Origin of the sequence: Thermus thalpophilus (genome assembly GCF_022760915.1) — a bacterium.
In the GTDB taxonomy this organism is placed as follows: domain Bacteria; phylum Deinococcota; class Deinococci; order Deinococcales; family Thermaceae; genus Thermus; species Thermus thalpophilus.
Map to the genome: position 1 here is coordinate 15,301 of NZ_JAKTNS010000005.1, position 24,399 is coordinate 39,699.

At 67.5% G+C, this 24,399-nt stretch carries 21 protein-coding genes; 8 read left to right on the plus strand and 13 right to left on the minus strand.

Translation table 11 applies throughout. The features are described 5' to 3' along the window. Positions 1–26 precede the first annotated feature (26 nt). Complete coding sequence (locus L0D17_RS03230) at positions 27–689, plus strand: PIG-L deacetylase family protein (RefSeq protein WP_243093849.1); 663 nt, start codon at positions 27–29, stop codon at positions 687–689. On the opposite strand, the gene L0D17_RS03235 is transcribed toward L0D17_RS03230, so the two are convergent. The 7 genes from L0D17_RS03235 to L0D17_RS03265 are packed head-to-tail and all read right to left on the minus strand — an operon-like array spanning position 577 to position 7,192. Beyond that, positions 577–1,953: a chloride channel protein gene (locus tag L0D17_RS03235; RefSeq protein ID WP_243093850.1), complete on the minus strand. Its 1,377-nt coding sequence runs from the start codon at positions 1,951–1,953 to the stop codon at positions 577–579. The two genes, L0D17_RS03230 and L0D17_RS03235, sit on opposite strands and share 113 nt — an antisense overlap. Continuing rightward, complete coding sequence (locus L0D17_RS03240; protein ID WP_243093851.1) at positions 1,953–3,062, minus strand: amidohydrolase family protein; 1,110 nt, start codon at positions 3,060–3,062, stop codon at positions 1,953–1,955. Before L0D17_RS03240 ends, L0D17_RS03235 begins: the two co-directional genes overlap by 1 nt. After that, complete coding sequence (locus L0D17_RS03245; RefSeq protein WP_243093852.1) at positions 3,028–3,825, minus strand: GNAT family N-acetyltransferase; 798 nt, start codon at positions 3,823–3,825, stop codon at positions 3,028–3,030. The genes L0D17_RS03240 and L0D17_RS03245 overlap by 35 nt, the downstream gene beginning before the upstream one ends. After that, positions 3,798–4,907, minus strand: a complete 1,110-nt coding sequence (menC, locus tag L0D17_RS03250) for an o-succinylbenzoate synthase (RefSeq protein ID WP_243093853.1) — start codon at positions 4,905–4,907, stop codon at positions 3,798–3,800. The genes L0D17_RS03245 and menC overlap by 28 nt, the downstream gene beginning before the upstream one ends. Further along, complete coding sequence (serS, locus tag L0D17_RS03255) at positions 4,898–6,166, minus strand: serine--tRNA ligase (protein WP_243093854.1); 1,269 nt, start codon at positions 6,164–6,166, stop codon at positions 4,898–4,900. Before serS ends, menC begins: the two co-directional genes overlap by 10 nt. Before the next feature lie 2 nt (positions 6,167–6,168). Then, entirely contained in the window at positions 6,169–6,438 is a 270-nt protein-coding gene (gene gatC / locus L0D17_RS03260) for an Asp-tRNA(Asn)/Glu-tRNA(Gln) amidotransferase subunit GatC (RefSeq protein WP_243093855.1), read from the minus strand. Between the two features lie 10 nt (positions 6,439–6,448). Then, on the minus strand, positions 6,449–7,192 hold the full coding sequence (locus L0D17_RS03265; RefSeq protein ID WP_243093856.1) for a DUF554 domain-containing protein: 744 nt from the start codon (positions 7,190–7,192) through the stop codon (positions 6,449–6,451). Positions 7,193–7,212: 20 nt separating this feature from the next. Here L0D17_RS03265 and mnmC2 point away from each other — a divergent pair, with 20 nt between their 5' ends. Then, positions 7,213–7,866, plus strand: coding sequence for a tRNA (5-methylaminomethyl-2-thiouridine)(34)-methyltransferase MnmC2 (gene mnmC2, locus L0D17_RS03270; protein ID WP_243093857.1), 654 nt, complete (start codon positions 7,213–7,215; stop codon positions 7,864–7,866). Here mnmC2 and L0D17_RS03275 read toward each other — a convergent pair. Then, entirely contained in the window at positions 7,790–8,953 is a 1,164-nt protein-coding gene (locus tag L0D17_RS03275; protein WP_243093858.1) for a polysaccharide deacetylase family protein, read from the minus strand. The genes mnmC2 and L0D17_RS03275 overlap by 77 nt on opposite strands. Then, a complete protein-coding gene (locus L0D17_RS03280; protein WP_243093859.1) occupies positions 8,944–10,110 on the minus strand; it encodes an MFS transporter in 1,167 nt (388 codons plus the stop codon). The genes L0D17_RS03275 and L0D17_RS03280 overlap by 10 nt, the downstream gene beginning before the upstream one ends. A gap of 14 nt (positions 10,111–10,124) precedes the next feature. Between L0D17_RS03280 and L0D17_RS03285 the strand changes: the two genes are divergently transcribed. Next, positions 10,125–10,808, plus strand: a complete 684-nt coding sequence (locus tag L0D17_RS03285) for a glycosyltransferase family 2 protein (RefSeq protein ID WP_243093860.1) — start codon at positions 10,125–10,127, stop codon at positions 10,806–10,808. Here the strand turns inward: L0D17_RS03285 and L0D17_RS03290 are convergent. From L0D17_RS03290 to L0D17_RS03300, 3 genes are read right to left on the minus strand one after another with little or no spacing between them, the layout of a single operon-like run. Beyond that, positions 10,747–11,958: a glycosyltransferase family 4 protein gene (locus L0D17_RS03290; RefSeq protein WP_243093861.1), complete on the minus strand. Its 1,212-nt coding sequence runs from the start codon at positions 11,956–11,958 to the stop codon at positions 10,747–10,749. The two genes, L0D17_RS03285 and L0D17_RS03290, sit on opposite strands and share 62 nt — an antisense overlap. Before the next feature lie 7 nt (positions 11,959–11,965). Then, positions 11,966–13,141, minus strand: a complete 1,176-nt coding sequence (locus L0D17_RS03295; RefSeq protein ID WP_243093862.1) for a lipid-A-disaccharide synthase-related protein — start codon at positions 13,139–13,141, stop codon at positions 11,966–11,968. Next, positions 13,138–13,716: a pyroglutamyl-peptidase I gene (locus L0D17_RS03300; protein WP_243093863.1), complete on the minus strand. Its 579-nt coding sequence runs from the start codon at positions 13,714–13,716 to the stop codon at positions 13,138–13,140. The genes L0D17_RS03295 and L0D17_RS03300 overlap by 4 nt, the downstream gene beginning before the upstream one ends. 60 nt (positions 13,717–13,776) lie before the next feature. Between L0D17_RS03300 and L0D17_RS03305 the strand changes: the two genes are divergently transcribed. From L0D17_RS03305 to L0D17_RS03325, 5 genes are all read left to right on the plus strand, one after another. Next, positions 13,777–14,613, plus strand: coding sequence for a DegV family protein (locus L0D17_RS03305; protein WP_243093864.1), 837 nt, complete (start codon positions 13,777–13,779; stop codon positions 14,611–14,613). A gap of 23 nt (positions 14,614–14,636) precedes the next feature. Continuing rightward, positions 14,637–17,573, plus strand: coding sequence for a transcription-repair coupling factor (mfd, locus tag L0D17_RS03310; RefSeq protein WP_243093865.1), 2,937 nt, complete (start codon positions 14,637–14,639; stop codon positions 17,571–17,573). A 64-nt stretch (positions 17,574–17,637) separates the two neighbouring features. Continuing rightward, on the plus strand, positions 17,638–19,929 hold the full coding sequence (locus L0D17_RS03315) for a 3-hydroxyacyl-CoA dehydrogenase/enoyl-CoA hydratase family protein (RefSeq protein WP_243093866.1): 2,292 nt from the start codon (positions 17,638–17,640) through the stop codon (positions 19,927–19,929). Positions 19,930–19,939: 10 nt separating this feature from the next. Then, complete coding sequence (locus L0D17_RS03320) at positions 19,940–21,133, plus strand: thiolase family protein (protein WP_243093867.1); 1,194 nt, start codon at positions 19,940–19,942, stop codon at positions 21,131–21,133. Between the two features lie 9 nt (positions 21,134–21,142). Continuing rightward, the gene (locus L0D17_RS03325) at positions 21,143–22,876 is read left to right on the plus strand and encodes an acyl-CoA dehydrogenase family protein (protein ID WP_243093868.1); all 1,734 of its coding nucleotides are present in this window, start codon (positions 21,143–21,145) and stop codon (positions 22,874–22,876) included. A gap of 40 nt (positions 22,877–22,916) precedes the next feature. Here the strand turns inward: L0D17_RS03325 and cysS are convergent, their stop codons facing one another. Beyond that, positions 22,917–24,362, minus strand: a complete 1,446-nt coding sequence (gene cysS / locus L0D17_RS03330; protein WP_243093869.1) for a cysteine--tRNA ligase — start codon at positions 24,360–24,362, stop codon at positions 22,917–22,919. Between the last annotated feature and the right edge of the window lie 37 nt (positions 24,363–24,399).

Here is a 24,399-nt window from a genome sequence, read left to right on the forward strand (position 1 = left end):
GGGGCAAGGCGGGTAGACTCTAGCCCATGAACCTTCTCGCCGTGTTTGCCCACCCCGATGACGAGATCGGAGCGGCGGGGACCTTGGCCCTCCACGCCCGGAGGGGCGACCGGGTGATGCTGGTTTGGATGACGAGGGGGGAGCTGGCGAGCCAGTTCGGTGACGCTTCCCCCGAGGAGGTGGCCCGGGTGCGGGAGGGGCACGGGGCCCATGTGGCGGGGCTCATCGGCGCCGAATACCGCTTTTTGCCCTTTGGGGATACCCTCCTCACCGGGGGCAGGGAGGAGGCCTTGGCCTTGGCCCGCTTGATGGCGGCCTTCCGCCCCGATGCCGTAATCACCTGGGACCCCTGGGACGTGCACCCCGACCACCGGGCCACCCACCAGGCGGTGCTTTCCGCCCTGAAGCTCTGCCGCATTCCCAAGCTGGTGGGGGAGGCCCACCGGAAGCCTGTGAGGCTCTACCACTACCCTCGGCGGGAGCTCGCCCGCCCCTGGGTCTACGTGGACACCACCCCCACCCAGGAGGTGGCGGAGGCGGTGTTCCAGTTCTACCGGGAGTTTTACCGCTGGCCCTTTACCCTGGAGGAGTTTCGGGCTCGGCGGCGGCTTCAGGGCCTCGAGGCGGGGGTTCGCTTTGCGGAGGCGTTTCAGACGGATACGCCTCCGGCGTGGCCGGGGCTTCCTTAAGGCCTTCCTCCGGGTCGGGCGCGGGGGTGAGGGCGTAGGCCAAAAGCACCGCGGGCAGGGCCAGGGGGAGGCTTGCGTAACCGCCCCACTCCGCCGCCAGGGCCAAGCCGGCGAAGGGGGCCCGGGCCACCCCCGCCAGGACCGCCACCCCGCCCGCCAGGGCCAAGGCCTCCGCCGGCAGGTTGAAGGGCCCGGCCATGCGGGAGAGGAAGGTCCCCAAAAGCCCCCCCAGCACCAGGGCCGGGGTGAAGGGCCCCCCGTAGGCCCGCACCCCCAGGGCGAGGACCAGGAGGAGGAGCTTGGCCAGGAGGAGGTAGAAAAGCGCCGTGGGGGCCAGGAGGGGCGTGGCGGCCACCGCCACCCAGCCGAGGCCGCTCCCTAGGGCCTCGGGGAGGAAGAGGAGGCAAAGGGCTAAGGCCAGGCCCAAAAGGGCGTGGCGAAGGGGAAAGGGAAGGGGTTTGAGCCAGGCGGAAAGGGCCCTCCCCCCTTCCGTCCACACGGTGGCCAAGGCGGCGGACAAGAGGCCCAGGAGGAGGCCGGCTGGGAGGCTTGCCAGGTCCAGGCGCACGGCGAAGGGAAGGAGGGGCTCGTAGCCGAAGAAGGCCCCGTAGACGGCGAAGCCGGAAAGCGCCCCGATGAGGGCCGGGGTGAGGGCGCGGGCCTCGAGGAGGAGGGAGCGGTAGAGGATCTCCGTGGCCAGAAGCGCCCCCGCCACCGGGGCGTGGAGGGCGGCGCCGAGCCCGGCGGCGAGCCCGGCGAAGGCGAGCCCCCCACCCAAGCGGGGAAAGCGTCTGTCCAATAGGAGCCCAAGCCAAAGCCCGAGCACGCCGAAGGGGCCTTCCCGGCCCAGGGGGGAGTAGAGGGCGATCTGCAGGGCCCCCCCGAGGACTGCCCGGGGGTGGGCAAGCCTGGGGGCTGGGCTTCCCTCCCGTGCTCGGCGCAGGAGGGCGGCGAGCCCCTGCCCAGTGCCCAGGTAGCTGGTGAGGGCGAACAGGGGCGGAAGGAGGAAAGCGAGGGGCCAGAGGGCGGGCCCGGTGAAGGCCTGCAGGAGCCCCCCTTCCCCCGGGGGCTCGGGAGCGAGGTAGCCGAAAAAGCTTCCCACCGCCTCGCTTAAGGCCCGGAGGAGGAGGTTCAGAAGGGCCACCCAAAGCCCCGCCAAGGCCCCGGTGAAGGCGCTATAGAGGATGAGGGGCCCGGTGTGGCGCACCTCCTCGTCCCATAGGGGAGGAAAGGAAAGGTGGGGGCCGCGGCCCAGGGGGCGCATCAGAGGGAGTGTACCAAAGAAGCGGGGGCGCCCCGGGTAATCCGGGGCGTGGGGAGGCCCAAGGCCCTGTACCCTCCCCGGGTGAGGGCCCGCACCAGGAGGCGGGGGTCCACCTTGTCCCAGAGGAAGAGGGCCTCCCGGCGCACGTCCAGGTCGGGGCTACTGACCCGGGAGTCGGTGCCTAGGGCGAACTCCACCCCATGGCGGGCGTAAAGGGCCAAGGGGGCTTCCCCCACCTGGAGGTTGTGGTTGGAGCGGGGGCAGAGCACCACCTTGGTTCCCGTCTCCGCCAGGAGCTTTACCTCCTCCTCATCCACGTGCACCCCGTGCACCAGAAGGGTGGTGGGACCCAAGACCCCAAGGGTGTGTAGGTGGCGCACCGGGGTGCGGCCCGGCGGGGTGAAGGGTGTACGGCTGAAGCGGCGGTGCACCTCGGCCAAGGGGCCCGTCCCCTCCCGCAAAAAGGCCACCTCCTCGAGGCTTTCCGCCGCGTGCACCATGAGGGGAAGGCCCTCTTCCCTGGCGTACTGGGCGAGCCGCTTCAGGAGGGGAGGGCTCACGGAGTAGGGCGCATGGGGCGAAAGCCCCACCCTTACCCTTCCCTCCCGCCTGCGCCAGGCCTCCACCTTGGCCCGCACCCGGGCGAAGACGGCTTCCGCCTCCCAAGGGTCTGGGGCGAAGACCTCGTAGAAGGCCACCCCGGGAAGGGGGCTTTCCGCAAGGAGGAAGTCCATCACCTCCTCCCTGAAGACGATGTCAGCGAAGGCCCCGGCCCCGCTCGCCACGAGTTCCTCTAAGCCCCGCCGCGCTCCCAAAAGCCCCCGCCTTTCCCGGTGGGCCATCACGTGGGGGAGGAAGCCGGAAAAGGGCCCTTGGTAAAGGGGGAGAAGGCTTAGGTCCAGGTGGGTGTGGGCGTTCACCGGGGGGGGGAGGAGGGCCTTGCCCTTGGCCACCACGGGGGCATCGGGGAAACGGGCCTGAAGCTCCGCCAGGCTTCCCACCCCCACCACGTGCCCTCCCTGCACCGCCAAGGCCCCCCGCAGCATGGGGGTGCCGAAGCCGGCATAGACCACCTCAGCGGTCCAAAGCTCCGTCTTTAGCCAGGACATAGCGGTTGGGGTGGCGGAGGAAGTCCACCGCCACGTAGCCCCGGGCGAAGTAGTGGCCCAGGACCTGGCGGCTATGCTCCCGCCATTGGAGGGCCAGGGCGGGGTCTTCCCGCAGGATCCGCCCCCAGTCCTCGGGGATCTGGAAGAGGAGCCTGGGGGCCTCCAGGTCCAACTGGGCTTCTAGGGGCACCTCTCCCTCCACCCGGTTGGCCTGGGGGAGGCCTTCTACCCTTGGGGCAGGGGGCGGGGCGTAGATCCGCTCGTACACCCGGGGGGAGAGGAGGTCCCACTCGGCCAGGAGCCGGTCGGAGGGGGCCCCGGCGTTGATACCCGTCATGGGGCCGTAGTGGTCGGGGAGGTAGGTCTTGGCGGTGGCCCCCAGCTTCCGCAGGTTGAAGTTGGCGTTCACCCCCCTCAAGGGGTCAAAGGTCCAGACCACCCGCCGCACCCCCCGGGCCAGGCACCAGTCCCGCTGGAAGCGCTTGAGGAGGAGGGCGGCCCCCGTGCCCCGGTGGGCCTCGAGGACCCCCAGCATGTGGGAGTGGTGCCGGGTGGGGTCCTCCGTGGGGAAGCCGAAGACGAAGCCCACCAGCTTCCCCTCCACGAAGGCCCCCGCCACCAGACCCCCTTCGTCCTGAGCGGCGATGAGGAGGCCCCGGGGCACCAGGTCCCGGGCGTCCCGCCCCCAGATGAGCTCCTGGAGGACCACCACCTCCTCCATCTCCCTAGGGCCCCTTAGCTCACGGACACGTACCCTTTCCATAGGGTGATCCGCTCCACAAAGGGAAGCTTCAGGCGTACCCCGATCCCCGGCCCCTGGGGCACAGGCATGAGGCCGTCTTCCGCCTCGAGGGCCTCCTCCACGATGTCCTCCTCCCAGTAGCGGCTCGCCGAGCTCACGTCCCCCGGCTTGGTGAAACCGGGAAGGCTCGCCAGGTGGAGGTTGTGGGCCCGCCCCACCCCCGCCTCCAGCATCCCCCCCATCCACAAGGGGATGCCGGCGGCTTCCGCCAGGGCGTGGACCTTCAAGCTCTCCGTGTGGCCGCCAAGCCGGGCGGGCTTGATGTTGAAGACCCGCCCCGCCCCCAGCTCAATGGCTTTCCGCGCCTTTTCCTTGGAGGTGAGGCTCTCGTCCAGGCAGATGGGGGTGGCGAGCTCCCGTTGTAGCTTGGCGTGGTCCAGGAGGTCGTCGTAGCCCAAAGGCTGCTCAATGTAGTCCAGCCCGAGCTCATCCAGCCGCTTCAGGCGGGCGAAGTCGGCCAGGCGGTAGGCGGAGTTGGCGTCGGCGGTGAGGGTGGCCTCGGGGAAGGCTTGGCGCACCGCCTTGAGGACTTCGTAATCCCAGCCGGGCTTGATCTTGAGCTTGATGCGGCGGTAGCCCTGGGCCAGGTGCCGTTCCACCGCTTGGAGCGTGGCCTCCACCGAAGCCTGGATGCCCAAGGAAACCCCCACCTCCACCGCCTGGCGCACCCCGCCCAGGACCTGGTAAAGGGGCCTCCTTAGGCCCTTGGCGTAGAGGTCGTAAAAGGCCATCTCCAGCACCGCCTTGGCCATGGGGTTGCCCCGGAAGGGGGAAAGGGCCTGCCAAAGCGCCTCGGGGTTGGGAAAGTCCCGCCCGAGGACCTGGGGCAAGAAGACCTCCGTGAGGAGGTAGCGGGCTCCCTCCACGGTTTCCTCCCGGTAGAGGGGTAGCCGCTCCATTACCCCTTCCCCCAACCCCTCCAACCCCTCGCCGAAAAGCCGAAGGAGGAGGATGGTGCGCTTGGTCTGCACCCCGAAGCTGGTCTCAAAACGGAACTTTAGGGGAAGCTCTAGAATCCTTAGCTCCGCCGCCTCTAGCCGCACGGTTCCAGCACCTCCTTTCCCGTGTAGGGGACCAAGGCCTCGGGGACCCGCACCCGGCCGTCCTCCAACTGGTGGTTTTCCAGGAGCATGGCCAGGATGCGGGGGGTGGCTAAGGCGGTGTTGTTGAGGGTGTAGGCGTACTGCACCCGGCCTCCCCCGTCGCGGTAGCGGAGGTTCGCCCGCCGGGCCTGCCAGTCCAGGAGGGCGGAGCAGGAATGGGTTTCCCGGTAGCGCCCCTCCGAGGGGAGCCAGACCTCGAGGTCCACCTGCCGCCACTTCCCCGGGCCCATGTCCCCGGTGGACACCTCCAAAAGGCGGTAAGGGAGCTCCAGAAGGGCGAGGATTTCCTCGGCGTTTTGCAAAAGTTCTTGAAAGGCCTGGTCTGAGGCCTCGAGGCTTGCCTCCGTAAGCACGTACTGCTCCACTTTGTGGAACTGGTGGACCCGCATGAGCCCCCGCACGTCCTTGCCGAAGCTCCCCGCCTCCGAGCGGAAGGCGGGGGCGTAGCCGGCGTAGCGCTTGGGAAGCTCAGCCTGGGAGAGGATCTCGCCGCTGTGCAGGGCGTTTAGGACCACCTCCGCCGTGCCCGTGAGGTAGAGGTCGGTGCCGGCGATGGCCCAGACCTGGTCCCGGGCGGCGGGGAAGTGGCCCGTGCCCACGAAGGCCATCTCCCGGGCGTAGGAGGGAAGCGTCATGGGCACGAAGCCCTTCTTGGCCATGAAGTCCATGGCGAAGCGAAGGAGGGCCATCTCGTATAGGGCGAGGTCCCCCCTTAGGGCGTAGGAGCGGCTTCCGGAAACCTTGCTGATCCGGGGCTCCCACCAGCCGTTCTTCTCCAGGAGGGCCACGTGGTCCAAGGGGGGAAAGGGGAACTCCCGGGGGCTTCCCACCCGTTTGATCTCCACGTTGGCGCTCTCGTCCTCACCCACGGGAGCCCCGGGCCAGGGGGGGAGGGGGACTTGGAGGAGGAGCTCCATGAGCCGCGCCTCCTTCTCCTTTAGGGCTTCCTCCAGCTCCTTGGCCTCCTCCCCTAAGACCTTGCCCCGGGCGATGAGGGCCGCTTTGGCCTCAGGGGGCGCCTTGGGCACCTCCTTGGCGATGCGGTTTCGCTCCGTTTGCAGGTCTTGCAAGCGCTGCTTCAGGCCCTGCACCTCCTGGTCCAGGGCCAAGAGGGCGTCCAGGTCCAGGGGGATGCCCTTTTCCCGGATGGCCTTGCGGAAGACCTCGGGCTCCTTACGCAGGTGCTTTAGGTCCACCATGGCTACTCCAAAACGGGGGGCACGCGGAAGAAGCCCGCTTCCTTTTCCGGGGCCAGGGCCAAGGCCTCCTCCTGGGGGAGGGAAGGCCGAGGCTCGTCCTCCCGCAGGCGGCCCAAGGGGGCTTCTTCCTCCACCCCCTCCACCCGGGGCAGGGCGTCCACGAAGTCCAGGATCCGCTTCAGGTCCTGTAGCAAAAGGGCCTCCTCCTCGGGGGCAAGCCGGATTTTGGCGAGGGCCTCCAGCTTGCGCAGGAGGTCAAGGGAGAGCTCCATGGTGGGCATTCTACGTCAGGAGCGCTGCAAGCCACCACACCAGGGGGGCGAGGAGAAGAGCGGGCAAAAAGGAGCCCACCCGCACCTTGGTAAGCCCCAGGAGGTTGATCCCCACCCCCAGGACCATGAGCCCCCCCACCCCGGTGGTGAGGAGTACCCGGGGGTCTTGGGCGGGGTCGGGGAGGGCCTGGCTCAGGGTGCCCGCCAGGAGGGCTACCCCCCCCTGGTAGAGGAGGATGACCAGGGTGCTAAACCCCACCCCGATGCCGAAGGAGCTGGTGAGGGCGATGGCGCTCATGCCGTCCAAGGTGGCCTTGAGGAGGAGGAGGCTCGCGTCCCCCGTGAGGCCGTTTTGGATGGAGCCCAAAAGCGTCATGGGCCCCACGCAGAAAAGAAGGCTCGCCGCCACGAAGCCCTCGGTGAAGCTCCCCCCGCCCCGCACCGCCTGCTTGATCTTGTCCCCCAGGCTTTCCAGGCTGTCTTCCACCCGGGCCCACTCCCCCAAAAGCCCCCCCGCCACCAGGGCGATGAGCCCCAGGACCACCCCGTCTATGGCCCCTCCCTTGGCCCTTCCCAGGGCCTGGGCCATGGATAGCCCGATGAAGAGGGTGGTGAGCCCCACCCCCTGGACCATGATGCGGGCCATGCGCTCGGGAAGCCGTCCCCGGAGGAGTAGCCCAAGCCCCGTGCCCAGGACCACGGTGAGGGCGTTCACCAGGGTTCCGGAAAGCTTGTCCCACAGGGTGAGCTCCATGCGGGGTATTCTACCCAAGGATGGAACGCCTCCTGACCCAAGACGGGACCCCCACCTTCTACCACCCGGGCTACGGGGAGGCCTACCACCCGCGCCAAGGGGCCCTGCTCCAGGCCCGCAGGCTCTACCTGGAAAAGACCCTCACCCACCTCCACCCCGCCCCCCGGGTCCTCGAGGTGGGCTTCGGCCTGGGGGTGAACTTCCGCGTGGCCTTGGAAAGCGCCCTTGCGCGGGGGGTGAGGCTCCGCTATTTGGCGGTGGAGAAGGCGCCCTTGCCCAAGGAGCTCCTGGCGGAAATCCCCCTTCCTTTGCCCCGGGCGGAACGGGTCTATGCGGAGATCCTAAAGGCCTGGCCCGAGGAGGTGTTCCGGGGCCCTTGGGGGGAGCTCCGCCTGGTCATTGGGGATGTTCGGGAGGTGGCCCTTCCCCCGGGCTACGCCACCGCGGTCTACCTGGACCCCTTTAGCCCCAAGGCCAACCCCGAGGCTTGGAGCGTGGGGGTGCTGTGGAAAATCCGCCTTGCCCTAAGAAGGGGGGGGCGGCTTGCCACCTACTCGGCACAAGGAGCCTTCCGCCGGGCCTTGGCCCAGGTGGGGTTCAGGGTACATCGGGTGCCGGGGGTGGGGAAGCGGGAGTGGACGGTGGGTATCGCCGTAGGAGCTCCTCCCGGGTGAGGTAGGCGAGGCTCGCCCAAAAGCTATCCCGCTTGGGGAGCTCTCCCCGGTAAAGCCAGTAAAACCAGGCGCTGGCCAGGCTCGCCACCAGGCGGGGCCAAAGGGGGAGGGGGGCGGTTTGGAAGCCGAAAAGCCGTCCCCCGGGGGCCAGGTAGCTGTACCCGTAGACCAGGCGCACCTCGGGGTCCTGGGCCACCCGCTGGGCCACCTTTTTTAGGCTTTCCCGGACGTGGCGGATGGCCTCGAGGGGGGATAGCTCCATGGCCCTTTGGCTTTCCAGGTGGAGTTCAAAGGCGGGGGTTCCCGTGGGGAGGCCGGGGAGGCTCGGTCCGGGGAAAGGCTTTTTCTCCAGGCGGAAGAGGTCAAAGGGGCCAAGCCCCGCCCGCTCCACCCGGTGGCGGCGGTTGTACCGTTCCTCAAACCCCTGGAGCCCCCGGATGAGGGCGCGCCTAGGAGTTAGGGGGAGGGGGTTTAGCTCGTCCAGGGTCACGGGCCGGTAGCCCAGGGCGAGCATGTGGGGAAGGGCGAGCTCCAAAAGGCGTAGGGTGCGCTCGGGGCCGTCGTGGAGGAGGACGATGGAGCCCGGGCGCAGGTAGTAAAGAAGCCTTTCCGCCAGGGCCTCGGGGGGGAGGGGAAGCCAGTCCTTGCTTTCCAGGTCCCAAAGGGCCACCCGTTTGCCCAAGGCCCGGGCGAAGAGGCGGGTGAAGGGGGTGTGGAGGCCGTGGGGTGGGCGGTAGTACCGGGCGGGGGTTTGCGCCATGTGCCGCCACTCCACCCAGGGGAGGAAGAGGGCCAGGGCCCGGTGGAAGGCCCCGTGGTCCTCCACCTGGTGCCCTTCCCGCCGGATGGCCTCCACCCACTCGGGGTGGCGCCTTGCCCTCTCCCCCGTGAGGAAGAAGGTGGCCTTGACCCCGTGGCGCCGGAGGAGGGCGAGGAGGGCTTCCGTTCTCTCCGAAGGCCCGTCGTCAAAGGTGAGGGCCAGCTTGGCCTCGCGGCGGCTTCCGTGGGCGTAAGCCCCTAGGCCCAGAAAGCGGAAAAGGAGGTCCGAAAGCCCATAAAGGAGGACGAGGCCGAGGGCTAGTTCCATCTTCCCCTCCCCAGGATGAGGGCGTAAAAGAAGCTTAAGGCGAAGAAGAGGGCGCTACCCGTAAGGAAGGGAGCCTGCGGGCCAAACGCCTCCCACAACACCCCCCCCACCGCCGGCCCCAAGGCCACTCCAAGCCCCTCCACCGTCATGAGCCCCCCCCAGATGGCGGCTCGGTTTTCCTCGGGGAGGTTTCTGGCCAAAAAGCCGTTCCAACCCGGCATGAAAAGGCTATACCCAAGCCCGACCAGAAGGGCGAGGAGGGCCGCTTCCGTTAGGCTTGTGGTGGTGGCCAGGCGAAGCATGGCCAGGCCCAACAGGGCGAGCCCTCCCACCAGGGCCAGGCGGTAGCCGCGGCGGTCCACGAGCCGCCCGGTAAAGGGAAGAAGGCCAAAGGCGAGTGCCCCGCCCAAAAGCAGGAGCCCCCCCAGGGCGATGGGCTCGAGGCCCAGCTTTTCCTTCGCGTAGCGGAGGAGGAAGAGGGAGACCAAGGCGGGGGCGAAGGTTTGGCCGAAGGCGGCGGGAAGGAAAAAGAGGAGCCGGCTCCAAGGGTAAGCCCCCCGCTTAGGGGGGGGCAAGGGAATGCGGAAGGCGAAAAGGCTCAGGGTAAGGAGGAGGGCAAGGCCCTGGGCCAGGAGCAACAGGGTCAGGGCGGCCTCGGGGTGGCGCTGGGCCACCTGGCCCACCCCCACGAGGCCGATGCCCGCCCAGGGCAGGACCAGGGTGAGGGTGAAGGAAAGGGCCCTGGCCTCCCGCCCGGGAACGGCGATGCGGCTCGCCAAGGTCATGAGCCCCGGGTAGAGGGTGGACAGGGAAAGCCCCCACAGGATGGCCAAGGACCAGAGGATCCAGGCGGCCCCCGCTTGCGGGGTGAGGAGGAGGACCAAAAGGCCCACCGCCCCCGCCAAGGTGGCGGTCTTGCCGAAACCGGCCCGCTCCGCCAAGAGGCCGCCGAAGCTTTTGGAAAGGTTTTCCGCCAGTTGGTGGAGGGTGTAGGCCAGGGTGAAGGTGGCCGGGCCTAGGCGCAGGTATTCGGGGGCGTAGAAGGGCATAAGCCCGGCGAAGAAGCCGCTTCTTACCCCCTCCATGAGGCCCACGGCCAAGACGAGGCGCAGGAAGACGAAGAGCCCTTCCCGGGACCACGGGAGCAGGCGAAACACGCTAGAGTATACCCGTGCGCATCAGCGTGGTGATCCCCGCCCACAACGAGCAGGCCTACCTGGCTGGGGCTTTGGAGGCGGTGCTGGCCCAAACGCTTCCCCCCTTTGAGGTCATCGTGGTGGACAACGCCTCCACCGACCGCACCCGGGAGGTGGCGGAACGCTACGGGGTGCGGGTGGTCTACTGCGCAAAAAAGGGGGTGGCCCACGCCCGCCAGGCGGGGCTTCTCGCCGCCCGGGGGGAGTGGGTGGCCATGACGGACGCCGACTCCAGGCCCTTGCCCCACTGGCTTGCCGCCCTTTCCCGCCGCGCCGAGGGCGCCCTCGCCCTTTATGGCCCCTTGCGCTTTTATGGCGTCTCCCCTTGGGAAGCCGCCTTTTCCGAGTGGGGCTACCGGGCCTTCCTCCACCTCATGGCCCTCCTGGGCCGGCCCAACCTGGCGGGGGCCAACCTGATGGTCCTGAAAGAGGCCGCCCTCCGGGTGGGGGGGTTTCCCGAGGTGGAGGCCCGGGAGGACGTGCTTCTGGGGAACAAACTGGCCCGGCTTGGCCCGGTGCGCTACGTCCCCGAGGCTTTGGTCCTCACCTCGGCCCGGCGGCTAAAGGGCGGGTGGGGGAGGTTTCTCCTGAGGCAGCTTAGAAACCTCTTGGGCGATCCTCGAGGCTACTTCGGGGAAGGCGGGGAAAGGGGAAGATGAGCCGCCGGGGCTCCGCCCGCAGGATCTCGCTCGCCTCGTCGTACACCGCCACGATCCTCTCGGCGATGCGCTCCGCCGAGCGTTCCATGGCCCAGGCGCGCGCCCGTTGGCTCATGGCTTCCCGTTTGGCCTCGTCCCGCAAAAGCTCCAAGGCCTTCTCCGCCAGGGCCCGGTAATCCCCCGGGGGGACCAGGTACCCCGTCTTGCCGTCTTCCACCCCCTCCAGTACCCCTTCCGCCCCCACCGCCACCACCGGGACCCCCATGGCCTGGGCCTCCCAGACGACCAGACCTTGGGTTTCCGTTTCGCTGGCGAAGAGGAAAAGCTCCGCCAGGCGGTAGTAGCCGCCGATGCGGTGGTAGGGTACGGGGCCCAAAAAGCGTACCCGTTCCGCTATGCCCAGTTCGTGGGCCAGGGCCTCGAGGGCGCGCAGCTCCGGCCCCTCGCCGATGTGGACGAGGAAGACGTCCGCTTCCCGGCTGAGTTCCACCGCCGCCTTCAACACCACGTCAAAGGACTTCTCCTTGCCTAACCGCCCCACGGTGATGAGGCGGCGCTTTCCCGTGGGCCAAGGGGAAGGGGAGGGGAGGGGGGCTTCCTCCAAAAGCCGGGTGTCAATCCCCGTGGGGATGACGCGGATGGGCCTTTCTATGCCGTAGCTTTCCGCCAGGCGCTTCACCGGCTCCGTGGGGGCGATGACCACCTCCACCCGGTTGTAAAAGGCCTTGGCCAGGCGGGGGACGATGCCCGTGTACTTGTCCAAGATGGCCAGGCCGGGCACGTAGTGGGCGTATTTCTCGTAGTGGGTGTGGAAGGTGGAGACGTGGGGCAGGCCCTTGTTGCGGGCGATGCGAAGCCCCCAGACCCCCAGGGTGAGGGGGGTATGGGTGTGGATGAGCTCAAACTCCGTGGGCAGGTACTTGGCCGAGGGCAGGGCGATCTGCTGGCCCTCGTAAAAAGGGTAGGCCACGGAGGGGACCCGGACCACGCCTTCCTCCTGCGCCGGGGCCTCGGGGTGCTTGGGGGCGATGACCCAGGCCTCGTGCCCCATGCGGCGAAGCTCCCGCAGGAGGAGGTAAACGCTCGTGGTCACCCCGTTGGGGTTGGGAAAGTAGACATCGGTGAAGAGGCCCACGCGGTAAAGGCGCATGCGCGGCTTAGCTTACCTTATTAAAGAGCCCCAGTTGGGTCAACGCTTGACGGATGTGGCGGGTAGCCCCGAGGATGCCCCCCGGCGGCCCGATCCGTTCTCGCCCCGCCAGGCTGGCTTGGGTGTAAAGGGCGGGGTCTTGCAGCAGGCGAACGGCTTCCTGGGCGATGCGGTGCGGGTCGGGCACGGTTAGGCGCAACGCTTCCCCAAGAAGGCGCTTCTGCCTCCGGGCAAAGGCTCGGGTGTATTGGGGGCCAGGGGTGGGAAAGGCCACCACGGGAACGCCCAGGCCCGCCGCCTGTTCGCTCGCTGTGCCCGCCGTGGCCAAGGCCAGGCGGCTTCGGTGGAGGATGGCTGAGAAGGCGTTTCGCACGACCCAGGCGGTCTTGCCATCCTTGAAAAGGCGCAAGGCCCCCTCTTCCACCCTTTCTTGGGACCAGCCCGGAAGCGGGGGCAAGGCCTGGAACTCTTTGGGCCAGGCCACCACCGGGACCAAGGGGATCTGCTGGCTGGCTTCTAGCATGAGGGGTAGGCTGAAGGTTTCGTCCCCCCGGGTGCCCGGCATCAGGGCTAAAAGGGGTTCTTTTCCCAGGAGGGGGTTTAGGTCCCGCTCGGGCGGGGGCAACAAATCCATGGCGAAGCTTCCGTACCAGTAGGCGTGGGCCACGCCCAGGGTCCGCAGGCGGTCTTGGCTCGGCTTGTCCCGAACAAACACCGCCTGGACCCGCCGGTGGAGCCACCGCTCGTACGGCGTAAAGTCGCTTCCCCCCCAGTCCAGCAGGATTTCCAGGGGCGAGGCGTTCTCCAGGTAATGGGCGGACACCAAGGGGTTGACGTGAAAGGTGGGCCTGCCTTTAGCCGACCAGAGGCCCACGCTCAGGGCGTAGGCGTCCCCCACCACCACCACCGCATCGGGGAGGAACCCCCGCGCCTCCCGCCACTGGTGGAGGGTCATGGACAAGAACCCCGCCCGCAGGTCCGCCAGGAAGTTGCGCAGACTTCCAAAAAGAAAGCCGCCGGAGGGCATTTCCCGGCGTGGCCCCAAGACCTCCTGAGCCACCCCCTCATAGGCCTTGCCGCGGCCCACCAAGGGAAGGGCATAGGCCGGAAGACCCAATCCTTGGGCGATGTGGGCGCCGATGGCGTCCTCGGTGGGGCCGTTGGACACAAAGAACACCCTCACAGCATCTCCAAAAGAAGGCGGACCGCCCGAGCCTGCTCGGAAAGGGGCATGTAGGGGCCTCCCTTTCGTTGAGCCAAGGTTTCGTCGGGGGGCAGGTGAACGAAAAGGACGGGCACGGAAGTGGGCAGGTGGAACAAGGAGAGGTATAACGCCTGGTTGCACAGGTAGCTTCCCGCGGAGAGGCTCGCCCGGGCGGGGATGCCCGCTTCCTGGAGCCGCCGCAGACCTTCCTTGACGGGAAAGCGGGCGGGAAGGGCCAGGGGGCCATTTGGCACCACCTCCTCGTCCAACTTTAAGGCGCCCCGGTTGTCCGGCCGCTCAAAGTCCAGGAGGTTCACCGCCAGGCGTTCCAAGGTGATGAGGGGGCGGTTTTCCGCCAAGCCCAGGTGCAAGACGCCTTGGGGGTTTAGGGCGTGAAGGGACCGGAGGGCTTCCGGGAGCGCCCCGGTGTCCACGGGCAAAACGGCGGTGCGCACGGGCCTATCCCCCACGCTTGGGGGTAGGAGGGGAAGCAAAGCGGCGGAGGGGTTGTGCCCTAGACCGCCGAAGGGTTCAAAACCGGTGACCAGGAGCATGGCGCAACCTGAGGCGCCATTATAGTCCACTGTCCTTTGACCCGGTATAAGATGAAGGGCGTGGAACTGGGCCTCGTGACCGACACGGCGGCGGATCTCTCGCCCAAGGTCCTGCAGGAGGAAGCGGTGGGCCTTGTGCCCATCTACGTCCACTTGGCGGGACGAAGGTACAAAGACTGGCAAGAGCTCACGCCCGACGCCCTTTACCAAGCCATGCGGGCAGGGGCTGAGCCTGTGACCGAGCCCCCTGGGGTGGAGGATTTCGCCGAGGTGTACGAGCGCCACCTCCAAGTCTACGACCGCCTCCTTTCCATCCATGTCTCCGGGGAGCTTTCCAAGACCGTGGACCGGGCCCGTGAGGCGGCCTTGAAGGTGGCTCCCACCCGCATCCGGGTGGTGGACTCGGGCATGGTGTCCGCTGGGCTTGGGGCCATGGTGCTTCGGGCGGTGGAGATGCTAAAGAGCGGGGCGGAGGAAGAGGAGGTGGTGCGGGAGCTGGAAAGGCTTAAGCGCTCCAGCCTTTACTTCAGCGTGGCCGACCTATCCCACCTGGCCAGGAACGGCCGCTTGCCCCGCTTTGGCGAGGTGGTGGGGAACCTTTTGGGCCTTAGGCCTATTTTGCGCATTGAAAAGGGGCATATCCGCTTCTTGAGGGTGGCGAGGGAAAACGCCGTGCCCGAGGCCTTGGCCCGGCTTGTGCTGGAGGAGTTCAAAGGGCGCGCCGCCCGCATCACCATCGCCCACACCGACGCCAGGAGCGAGTGGATTGAGGGGCTAAAGAAAGGCTTGGAAAGCGCCTTGCGCCTGGAGCGGGGCCGCATCACCCGCTCGGGGGCCACCATTGCCGCCAACGTGGGCCTTGGGGCTTTGGCCGTGCACGCCTATTCGGTAGAATGACGGGTGGCCCTTGGGGCCCACCCATGGACGTGGTTTTGAACGCCCTTTACGGCCACCGCGTGAGCGTGTCCCAGGTGGTGGCCGCTTGGCTTTTCGCCCAGGAAACGCCCCCTGCGGTCCTCTTGGCTCCGGAAGAGCGCCTCAAGCGTTACCGGGACCTTTCCGCCTTTGGGGTTCCGGTTTACGTGAACCCGGGCCTCGAGGCCCTGGAGGAAAAGGCCCTTTTCGTCTTTTCCTACGAGGAGGCCCTGGCCCCCTTCCCCGAAGACCCCACTGCCTGGCGCCTGGTCTTGGAGGTGGGCCGAAGCTACCCCCGGGAAGCCCTCCTCTCCCGGCTCCTCCGGCTGGGCTACGCCCGGGACGAGGACTACCGGGTCCTTGGGGAGGTTTTGGAGCTTGGGGAGGTGCGGCTGGAGTTCTTTGGGGACGAGCTAGAGCGGCTACAGGTGGCGGGGGAAGAGCGGCGCCGGCACGTTCTACTCCCCAAACCGGGAAAGGCGGAAGGCTTCCAGAGCCATAAGATCCGCCACTTCCCCGGCCCCGTCTACCTGGACACCCCCGCCCTGGCCCCCAAGGCCCTCTGGCCCCTCCTGGCGGGTCGGCCCTTGGTGGCCTTGGGTGGCGGGGTGGAGCTACCCCCTTTGGACCTGGGGGCGCGGCCCCTACCCCCTTACCGGGGAAGCCTAAAGGCCTTGGAGAAGGACCTTAAGCGCTGGCTTGAGGAGGGAAAACGCGTTCACCTCTTCGTGGGCCATGGCCGCACCCTGGACTACCTCAGGCGGCGGTTTGCGGATTTCGGCCCCGTGGTGCGGGAACGCTTCCCCGGTCCCAGGGGGCGCTTGACCCTCCTCACGGGGGCTTTTGAAGGGGGGGCGGAGTGGGGAGAGGTGGTCTTCCTCACCGAGGCCTTGGTCTTCGCCACCGGGGGTGTGCGGGCCCGGCTTCGCAAAGGGGAAGGCCTGAGCGACCCGGGGGCCCTTGCCCCGGGGGACTACCTCATCCACCCCGAGCACGGCATCGGCCAGTTCCTGGGCCTGGAAACCCGGGAGGTTTTGGGGGCGAGGCGGGACTACCTGGTCCTGCGCTACAAAGGGGAAGGGCGGCTTTACCTTCCCGTGGAACAGCTTCCCTTGCTCAAGCGCCACCCCGGCACCACCGACGACCCGCCAGAGCTTTCCTCCCTGGGCAAGAACGAGTGGCAGCGGGCCAAGGAGAAGGCCAGGAAGGATGTGGAGGAGCTAGCAGGGCGGCTCCTCGTGCTCCAGGCCAAGCGCAAGGCCACGCCCGGGCGGGCCTTTCCCCCCCTGCCCGACTGGGACCCCCTGGTGGAGGCGGGCTTCCCTTACGCCCTCACCCCCGACCAAAACCAGGCCCTGGAGGAGGTGCTCAAAGACTTGGAAAGCCCCCATCCCATGGACCGCCTGGTTTCGGGGGACGTGGGCTTCGGCAAGACGGAGGTGGCCCTGAGGGCCGCCCACCGGGTGGTGGGGCACGGGGCCCAGGTGGCCTTTTTGGTGCCCACCACCCTGCTCGCCGAGCAGCACGGCAAGACCTTCCGCGAGCGCTACCATGGGCTTCCCGTGCGGGTGGCGGTCCTCTCCCGCTTCACCCCGGAGAAGGAGGAAGCGGAAATCCTTAAGGGCCTGGCGGAGGGTACGGTGGACATCGTCATCGGCACCCACCGCCTTCTCCAGCCCGATGTGCGCTTCAAGGACCTGGGCCTCCTCATCGTGGACGAGGAGCACCGCTTCGGCGTGGCCCAGAAGGAAAGGATCCGGGAGCTCAAGGCGGAGGTGGACACCCTCTACCTTTCCGCCACGCCCATTCCCCGCACCCTTTATAGCGCCCTGGTGGGCCTAAAGGACCTTTCCAGCATCAAGACCCCACCCCCGGGGCGCAAGCCCATCAAGACCTTCCTCGCCCCCTTTGACCCCCTTCTCGTGCGGGAGGCCATCCTCTTTGAGCTGGAGCGGGGGGGGAAGGTCTTTTACGTCCACGACCGGGTGGCCTCCATAGAGGCCAGGCGGCGCTACCTGGAAAACCTTGTTCCTGAGGCCCGCATCGGCGTGGTCCACGGCCAGATGCCGGAGGGGCTCATAGAAGAAACCATGCTCCTCTTCGCCGAAGGAGCTTACGACGTCCTGCTGGCCACCACCATCATTGAGTCAGGGCTGGACGTCCCCGAGGCCAACACCATCCTGATTGAGCGGGCGGACCGGCTCGGCTTGGCCACGCTTTACCAGCTCCGGGGCCGGGTGGGCCGCCGGGACCAGGAGGCTTACGCCTACCTCTTCCACCCGCCCCGGCTCACGGAGGCGGCGGAGAAGCGCCTCGCCGCCATCGCCGACCTCTCGGACCTGGGCTCGGGCCACCTCCTGGCGGAAAAGGACATGGAGATCCGGGGGGTGGGAAACCTTCTGGGCCCCGAGCAGCACGGGCACATCCGGGCCCTTTCCCTGGAGGTCTACACCGAGCTCTTGGAGGAGGCCATCCGCAAGCTCAAAGGGGAGGCCCAGGAGGAAAGGCCCCACGTCACCCTGGACCTCGCCCTTTCCGCCCGTCTGCCCGCGGAGTACGTGGGGAGCCTCGAGGCCAGGAGCCGCTACTACGGCCGCTTCGCCGAGGCCAGGAGCTTGGCGGAGCTTTCCCGGCTGGTGCGGGAACTTAAAGAGCGCTACGGGCCCTTGCCGGAGGAGGCGGAGAACTTCGTGAACCTCGCTCGGCTCCGCCTGGTGGCGGAGCGAAAGGGGGTGGTCTCCCTCACGGAGGACCTCACCCATCTCCAGGCGATTTTTGGGCACTGGCCCTTAGACTACGACGCGCGGGGGCTCAAGGCGCTTCCGTTCCGCCTGGAGCTCAGCCAGTACCCCCCTGGCTTCCGCCTGGAGAAGAAGGGCCTAAGGCCCCGGGACTACCCCGAGGCCCTGCTGGAGGTGCTTTACCTGTTCGCCGACCGATAGGACGTCCCCTTTGACAGGGATCGCCTCCTTGGCGTAAACTTTGACTCAGTATAAGGAGGTGGCCATGATCAAGAAGGTGGGCGTGGTGGGCGCAGGGACCATGGGCAGTGGGATCGCCGCCCTGGTGGCCAGCGCCGGGATCCCGGTGGTCCTTCTGGACATCCCCGGCAAGGAGGACCGCAACGAGTTCGCCAAGCGGGGACTGGAGCGGGCCCTAAAGGCCAAGCCCGCGGCCTTCATGGACCCCGAGCTTGCCCGCTATGTGGAAATCGGCAACACCGAGGACCACCTGGACAAGCTCAAAGACTGCGACTGGGTGGTGGAGGTCATCATAGAAAAGCCCGAGCCCAAGCGGGCGCTTTACGAAAAGCTGGAGGCCATCCTCAAGCCCAGCGCCATCGTGAGCTCCAACACCAGCGGCATCCCCATGGCGATTCTCCTGCAAGGGCGCTCGGAAGCCTTCCGGCGCCGCTTTTTGGGCACCCACTTCTTCAACCCCCCCCGCTACCTCCACCTCCTGGAGCTCATCCCCACGCCGGAAACCGCCCCTGAGGTTCTGGCGGAGATCCGCCGCTTCGGCGAGCGCATCTTGGGCAAGGGCACCGTCTTGGCCAAGGACCGACCCGGTTTCATCGCCAACCGTTTGGGGGTGTACGGGATGGTCCAGGCGGTGCGCCTCATGGAAAAGCACGGCCTCACCATTGACGAGGTGGACGCCCTCACCGGGCCCCTTTTGGGCCGGCCCAACTCCGCCACCTTCCGCACCGCCGACCTCACGGGCCTGGACGTGCTCAAGCTGGTGACGGAGGAGCTGGCACAGGCCACCGGGGAGGACTTCGCCCTTCCCGATTGGGTCTTGCGCCTTGTGGAGGAGGGGCGGCTTGGGGAGAAGTCGGGCCAAGGGTTCTACAAGCGGGTGAACGGGGAGATCCTCACCCTGGACTACCGGACCATGGAGTACGTGCCCCGGGCCAAGGTGGACCTGCCCGAGCTAAGGGCGTTGCGGGAGCTTCCCCTGGCGGAAAGGCTGCGCGGGGCCCTGGACCTGCCGGGCAAGTACGGGGCCTTTTTGCGCGAGCTCTTTGCCCGCACCGCCCACTACACCTTGGAAAAGGCGGAGGAGATCGCCTACGACCTGGTTTCCGTGGACCAAGCCTTGCAGTGGGGCTTTGGCTGGGAAGCGGGGCCTTTCAAGAACATGGACGCCGTGGGCCACCAGCGGGTTAAGGCCTTGCTGGCGGAGCACGGTTTGGGTGAGCCTCGGCTTTTGCAGCGGGCGGAGGAGAGCTTTTACCGGAATGGGACCTACTTGGGCTTTGACGGGGCGTACCACCCCTTGCCCAAGCGGGAAGGGGTCATCTCCCTCAAGGCCCTGAAGGCGGAGGGGAAGACGCTTTTGGAGAGCAAGGAGGCGGCCCTTCTGGACCTGGGGGACGGGGTGGCCCTTCTGGAGTTCCGCACCAAGATGAACGCCATCGGGGAAGGGGTCATCCGCATGCTCCAGAAGAGCCTGGAGTACGTGGAGGAGAAGGGCTACGTGGGTCTCGTCATCGGCAACGAGGACCCCCGGGCCTTCTCCGCCGGGGCCAACCTGGCCCTGATCCTTTCCCTGGCCCAGGAAGGGGACTGGGACGAGCTTTCCTTGGCGGTGCGGCAGTTCCAGAAGGCCTCCATGTCCTTGCGCTACAGCCCCTTCCCCGTGGTGGTGGCACCCTTTGGCCTCACCCTGGGCGGTGGGGCGGAGTTCACCCTGCATGCGGATGCGGTGCAGGCCCACGCCGAGCTCTACATGGGCTTGGTGGAGGCGGGGGTGGGGCTTCTGCCCGCCGGGGGGGGCACCAAGGAGATGCTCCTCCGGTTCACCCAGGAACTCTTGCCCTACGAGGAGGCGGACCCCTTTGAGGGGGTGAGGCGGGCCTTCAACCTCATCGCCTTGGCCAAGACCTCTACGAGCGCCCTCGAGGCCAAGAAGATGGGCTTCCTCCGCGACCGGGACCGGATCAGCATGAACCGGGACTTCCTCATCGCCGACGCCAAGCGGCGCGTTCTGGAACTCGCCCCCGACTACCGCCCGCCTTTGCCCCCCCAGGTCCGGGTCTTGGGCAGCGAGGCCTTGGGCAACCTCCGCTACGCCGTGTGGGCTTTCCGCGAGGCGGGGGAGATCTCGGACCACGACATGCGCATCGGCCTGGAAATCGCCCATGTGCTTTCCGGCGGGGAGGGGCCGGCGCGGGAGGTTTCCGAGTGGGACCTTTTGGACCTGGAGCGGGAAGCCTTCTTGAAGCTCCTCGGCACCCGCAAGACCCAAGAGCGCATTGCCTACACCCTAAAGACGGGCAAGCCCCTGAGGAACTAGAGGTGGGACCATGCAGGAAGCGGTGATCGTCAGCGCGGTGCGTAGCCCCGTGGCCCGGGGCAAGAAGGACGGGGCCTTGGCCGAGCTCCACCCCGTGGACCTCTCGGCCCAGGTGATGCGGCACGCCGTGGAGCGGGTCGGCCTTGACCCCAAGGAGGTGGAGGACGTCCTTTGGGGGTGCGCCATGCCCGAGGCGGCCCAGGGGCTGAACATCGCCCGCTTGGCCCTCCTGAGGGCGGGCTTCCCCGTGGAGGTGGCGGGGGCCACCATTAACCGCTTTTGCTCCTCGGGCTTGCAGACCATCGCCATGGCCGCCCAAGCGGTGATGACCGGCATGGCCGATGCGGTGCTGGCGGGCGGGGTGGAGATGATGAGCCAGGTGCCCATGTCCGGCTTCCACACCCGGCTTCACCCCGACCTCACCCCCACGGAGTGGAGCCCAGAAACCTACTCCACCTATATCGGCATGGGCTTCACCGCCGAGCGGGTGGCGGAGCGGTTCGGCATCAGCCGGGAAGACCAGGACCAGTGGGCGTACCGGAGCCACCAGAAGGCGGCGCAGGCTTGGGCTGAGGGCCGCTTCACCGAGGTGGTGCCCATCCGGGTGCCCAAGGTGCGCTACCAGGGGACGAGGAAGCTGGTGGAGGAGAGGGTGTTTGACCGGGACGAGACGGTGCGCCCGGACACCAGCCTCGAGGCCCTGGCCAAACTCCGCCCCGCCTTCAAGAAGGGGGGCACGGTGACCGCGGGGAACGCCAGCCCTTACTCCGACGGGGCAGCGGCGGTGGTCGTCATGAGCCGGGAAAAGGCGGAGGCCTTGGGCCTAAAGCCCCTCGCCCGTTTTGTCAGCTTCGCCGTGGCGGGGGTGGAGCCCGACGTCATGGGCATCGGTCCGGTGAAGGCGGTACCCAAGGCCCTGGCGCGGGCAGGCCTCACCCTGGACCAGATTGACCTCATAGAGTTCAACGAGGCCTTCGCCGCCCAGGTTCTGGCGGTGATGCGCACCCTGGGCATGCCGGAGGAGAAGACCAACGTGAATGGCGGGGCCATCGCCTTGGGCCACCCCTTGGGGGCCACGGGGGCCAAGCTCACGGCCCAGCTCATCAGCGAGCTTTCCCGTCGTGGGGGGGGCTACGGCCTTGTCACCATGTGCATTGGCGGCGGCATGGGGGCCGCCGGCGTGTTTGAAGTCTATCCCGCATAGGAGGAAGCCATGACCGAGGAAAAGAAGCTCTGGCAAAAGGGAGGCGGCTGGCTCTTGGAGGTTCCCGAGCGGGTCTACACCCCGGAGGACTTTGACGAGAGCGTCAAGGAGATCGCCCGCACCACCCGCACCTTCGTGGAGAAGGAGGTGCTCCCCTTGCTGGAGCGCATGGAGCACGGGGAGCTGGAACTGAACGTTCCCCTCATGCGCAAGGCGGGGGAGCTGGGCCTTTTGGCCATAGACGTGCCTGAGGAGTACGGGGGCTTGGACCTCCCCAAGGTCATTTCCACGGTGGTGGCGGAGGAGCTTTCCGGAAGCGGGGGCTTTTCCGTTACCTACGGGGCCCACACCTCCATCGGCACCCTGCCCCTGGTCTACTTCGGCACGGAGGAGCAAAAGCGAAAGTACCTCCCCAAGCTGGCCAGCGGGGAGTGGATCGCCGCTTACTGCCTCACCGAGCCAGGCTCCGGCTCAGATGCTTTGGCCGCAAAGACCCGGGCCACCTTGAGCGAGGACGGCAAGTACTACATCCTAAATGGCGTCAAGCAGTGGATTTCCAATGCCGGCTTCGCCCAGCTCTTCACCGTTTTTGCCAAGGTGGACGGGGAGCACTTCACCGCCTTCTTGGTGGAGCGGGACACCCCGGGCCTTTCCTTCGGCCCGGAGGAGAAGAAGATGGGCATTAAGGCCTCCAGCACCCGCCAGGTGATCCTGGAGGACGTGAAGGTGCCCGTGGAAAACGTCCTGGGCGAAATCGGCAAGGGGCACAAGATCGCCTTCAACGTCCTCAACGTGGGCCGCTACAAGCTGGGGGCGGGGGCCGTGGGCGGGGCCAAGCGGGCGTTGGAGCTTTCCGCCAAGTACGCCAAGGCCCGGGAGCAGTTTGGCCGCCCCATCGGGAGCTTCGGCCTCATCCAGCAGAAGCTGGGGGAGATGGCGAGCCGCATCTACGCCGCGGAAAGCGCCGTCTACCGCACCGTAGGCCTCATTGACGAGGCCCTTTTGGGCAAGAAGGGGGCCGAGGCGGTGATGGCTGGGATTGAGGAGTACGCCGTGGAGGCCAGCATCATCAAGGTGCTGGGCTCCGAGGTTTTGGACTACGTGGTGGACGAGGGGGTCCAGATCCACGGGGGCTACGGGTACTCCCAGGAATACCCCATTGAGCGGGCTTACCGCGACGCCCGCATCAACCGCATCTTTGAGGGAACCAACGAGATCAACCGCCTCCTGATCCCGGGCATGCTCCTCCGGCGGGCGCTAAAGGGGCAGCTACCCCTCTTCCAGGCGGCCATGCGGCTCCAGAAGGAGCTTCTGGAGCCCAGCTTTGAGGAGCCCGAGGACCTGGCCCTGCACCAGGTGACGAACCTCAAGAAGCTGGCCCTGATGGTGGCGGGCCTGGCCGCCCAGAAGTACGGGCAGAAGGTGGAGGAGGAGCAGGAGGTCCTGGGGGCGGTGGCGGACATCCTGATTGACGCCTACGCCGCCGAAAGCGCCCTGCTCAGGGCCAGGCGGCTCGGGGGCATCGCCGAGGCCATGACGGCCCTCTACCTGGCCCAGGCCCTGGACCGGGCCCAGGCGGGGGCCCTGGCCGTCTTGCCCCGGCTGGTGGAAGGGGACGAGGCTCGGGTGGTCTACTCCGCCGCCCGCCGCCTCACCAAGCGGGACCCGGTGGACCTGGTGGCCCTGCGGCGGAAGGTGGCGGAGGCGGTCCTCGAGGCCGGGGGCTACCCCATCCCCCGCTAGCCTCCCAAGCGTTTGGCCCCCGGGGTACCCCGGGGGCTTTTTAGGTTAGCTCCAGCCGCCATTTGGGGCCTTCCTTGGTGTCCTCCACGATGACCCCAAGGTCCTTTAACCGCTCGCGGATGCGGTCGCTTTTGGCGAAGTCCTTGGCCCTCCTGGCCTCTTCCCGGAGCTCCAGAAGGAGGGCGATGAGGCCTTCCAGAAGGGGCCCGGAAAGCTTGTCCTCCAAGACCCGTGGGGGGAAGAGGCCCAGGATGCCCTCCCCCAAGGTGTGCAAGAGGGCCTCGGCCCGGGCCAGGCTATCCCCCTTGGCCTCGGGTAGGAGGCGGTTGAGCTCGGGCAGGAAGGTGAAGAAGGCGGCCAGGGCCTCGGGGGTGGAGAGGTCGTCCTCCAAAGCGGCGAAGAAGGCCTTTTCCAGGGCGTCTAGGGCCCGTTCCAGCTCGGGGGTGGTGCCGCTTTGAGCACCCTTCCGCCTTTGGCGCACCTCCCGGTAGGCCTGGAGGAGGCGGGCGTAGCCCCGCTTGGCGCTTTCCAGCCCCTCCCAGGTGAAGTCCATGGGGCTTCGGTAGTGGGTCTGGAGGAGGTAGAAGCGGAGGGCCATGGGTTCGTGGGCCTGCAGGAGGTCGTGGAGGAGGATCAGGTTCCCCGTGCTCTTGGCCATCTTCTCCCCCTCCAGGAGGACGTGGTTGTGGTGCATCCAGTGCCGGGCGAAGCGGTAGCCCGCCGCCTCCGCCTGGGCGATCTCGCACTCGTGGTGGGGGAACTGCAGGTCAATCCCCCCCGCGTGGATGTCGAACCCTTCCCCCAGGTACTTGAGGCTCATGGCGGTGCACTCAATGTGCCACCCTGGGTAGCCTTCCCCCCAGGGGCTCTTCCAGCGCATGAGGTGCCCGGGCTCTGCCCGCTTCCAAAGGGCGAAGTCCAGGGGGTCTTCCTTTTCCTCCCGCACCTCCACCCGGGCCCCGGCCCGTAGCTCCTCCAGGCGCTTACCCGAAAGCTTCCCGTACTCGGGGAAGGCCCGCACGCGGAAGTAGACGCTTCCGTTCCGCTCGTAGGCGTACCCCAGGTTTAGAAGCCGCTCGGTGAGCTCAATCTGCTCCGGGATGTGGCCGCTCGCCCTGGGGGCGATGGAGGGGCGGAGGACGTTCAGGGCCTGGATGGCGTCAAAGTAGCTCCACATGTACTTTTCCGCCACCTCCATGGGTTCTAGTTGCTCCAGCTTGGCCCGCTTGGCGATCTTGTCCTCCCCCTGGTCGGCGTCGTCGGTGAGGTGGCCCACGTCGGTGATGTTGGAGACGAAGCGCACCTTGTAGCCCTGATGGAGGAGGTAGCGCCGGAGGACGTCGTAGACCACCGGACCCCGGGCGTGGCCCAGGTGGGGGTCGGAGTAGACGGTGGGGCCGCACACGTAGATGCCCACGTGCCCGGGCGTGGCCGGTTCAAAGGGCACCTTCTTTCGCCTGAGCGTATCGTAGAGGACAAGGCCCATAGGGAGGATTATAGGCTTCGTGGCATAATGGCGGGGT

Bases quoted from the DNA above. Each gene is read 5' to 3' on its own strand.
- L0D17_RS03325 (WP_243093868.1), top strand. From the start codon at position 21,143: ATGACCGAGGAAAAGAAGCTCTGGCAAAAGGGAGGCGGCTGGCTCTTG.
- L0D17_RS03275 (WP_243093858.1), bottom strand. From the start codon at position 8,953: ATGGAACTAGCCCTCGGCCTCGTCCTCCTTTATGGGCTTTCGGACCTC.
- mfd (WP_243093865.1), top strand. From the start codon at position 14,637: ATGGACGTGGTTTTGAACGCCCTTTACGGCCACCGCGTGAGCGTGTCC.
- L0D17_RS03300 (WP_243093863.1), bottom strand. From the start codon at position 13,716: ATGCTCCTGGTCACCGGTTTTGAACCCTTCGGCGGTCTAGGGCACAAC.
- L0D17_RS03235 (WP_243093850.1), bottom strand. From the start codon at position 1,953: ATGCGCCCCCTGGGCCGCGGCCCCCACCTTTCCTTTCCTCCCCTATGG.
- L0D17_RS03230 (WP_243093849.1), top strand. From the start codon at position 27: ATGAACCTTCTCGCCGTGTTTGCCCACCCCGATGACGAGATCGGAGCG.
- L0D17_RS03265 (WP_243093856.1), bottom strand. From the start codon at position 7,192: ATGGAGCTCACCCTGTGGGACAAGCTTTCCGGAACCCTGGTGAACGCC.
- L0D17_RS03320 (WP_243093867.1), top strand. From the start codon at position 19,940: ATGCAGGAAGCGGTGATCGTCAGCGCGGTGCGTAGCCCCGTGGCCCGG.
- serS (WP_243093854.1), bottom strand. From the start codon at position 6,166: ATGGTGGACCTAAAGCACCTGCGTAAGGAGCCCGAGGTCTTCCGCAAG.
- L0D17_RS03290 (WP_243093861.1), bottom strand. From the start codon at position 11,958: ATGCGCCTTTACCGCGTGGGCCTCTTCACCGATGTCTACTTTCCCAAC.
- cysS (WP_243093869.1), bottom strand. From the start codon at position 24,362: ATGGGCCTTGTCCTCTACGATACGCTCAGGCGAAAGAAGGTGCCCTTT.
- mnmC2 (WP_243093857.1), top strand. From the start codon at position 7,213: ATGGAACGCCTCCTGACCCAAGACGGGACCCCCACCTTCTACCACCCG.
- L0D17_RS03315 (WP_243093866.1), top strand. From the start codon at position 17,638: ATGATCAAGAAGGTGGGCGTGGTGGGCGCAGGGACCATGGGCAGTGGG.
- gatC (WP_243093855.1), bottom strand. From the start codon at position 6,438: ATGGAGCTCTCCCTTGACCTCCTGCGCAAGCTGGAGGCCCTCGCCAAA.
- L0D17_RS03240 (WP_243093851.1), bottom strand. From the start codon at position 3,062: ATGTCCTGGCTAAAGACGGAGCTTTGGACCGCTGAGGTGGTCTATGCC.
- L0D17_RS03245 (WP_243093852.1), bottom strand. From the start codon at position 3,825: ATGGAAAGGGTACGTGTCCGTGAGCTAAGGGGCCCTAGGGAGATGGAG.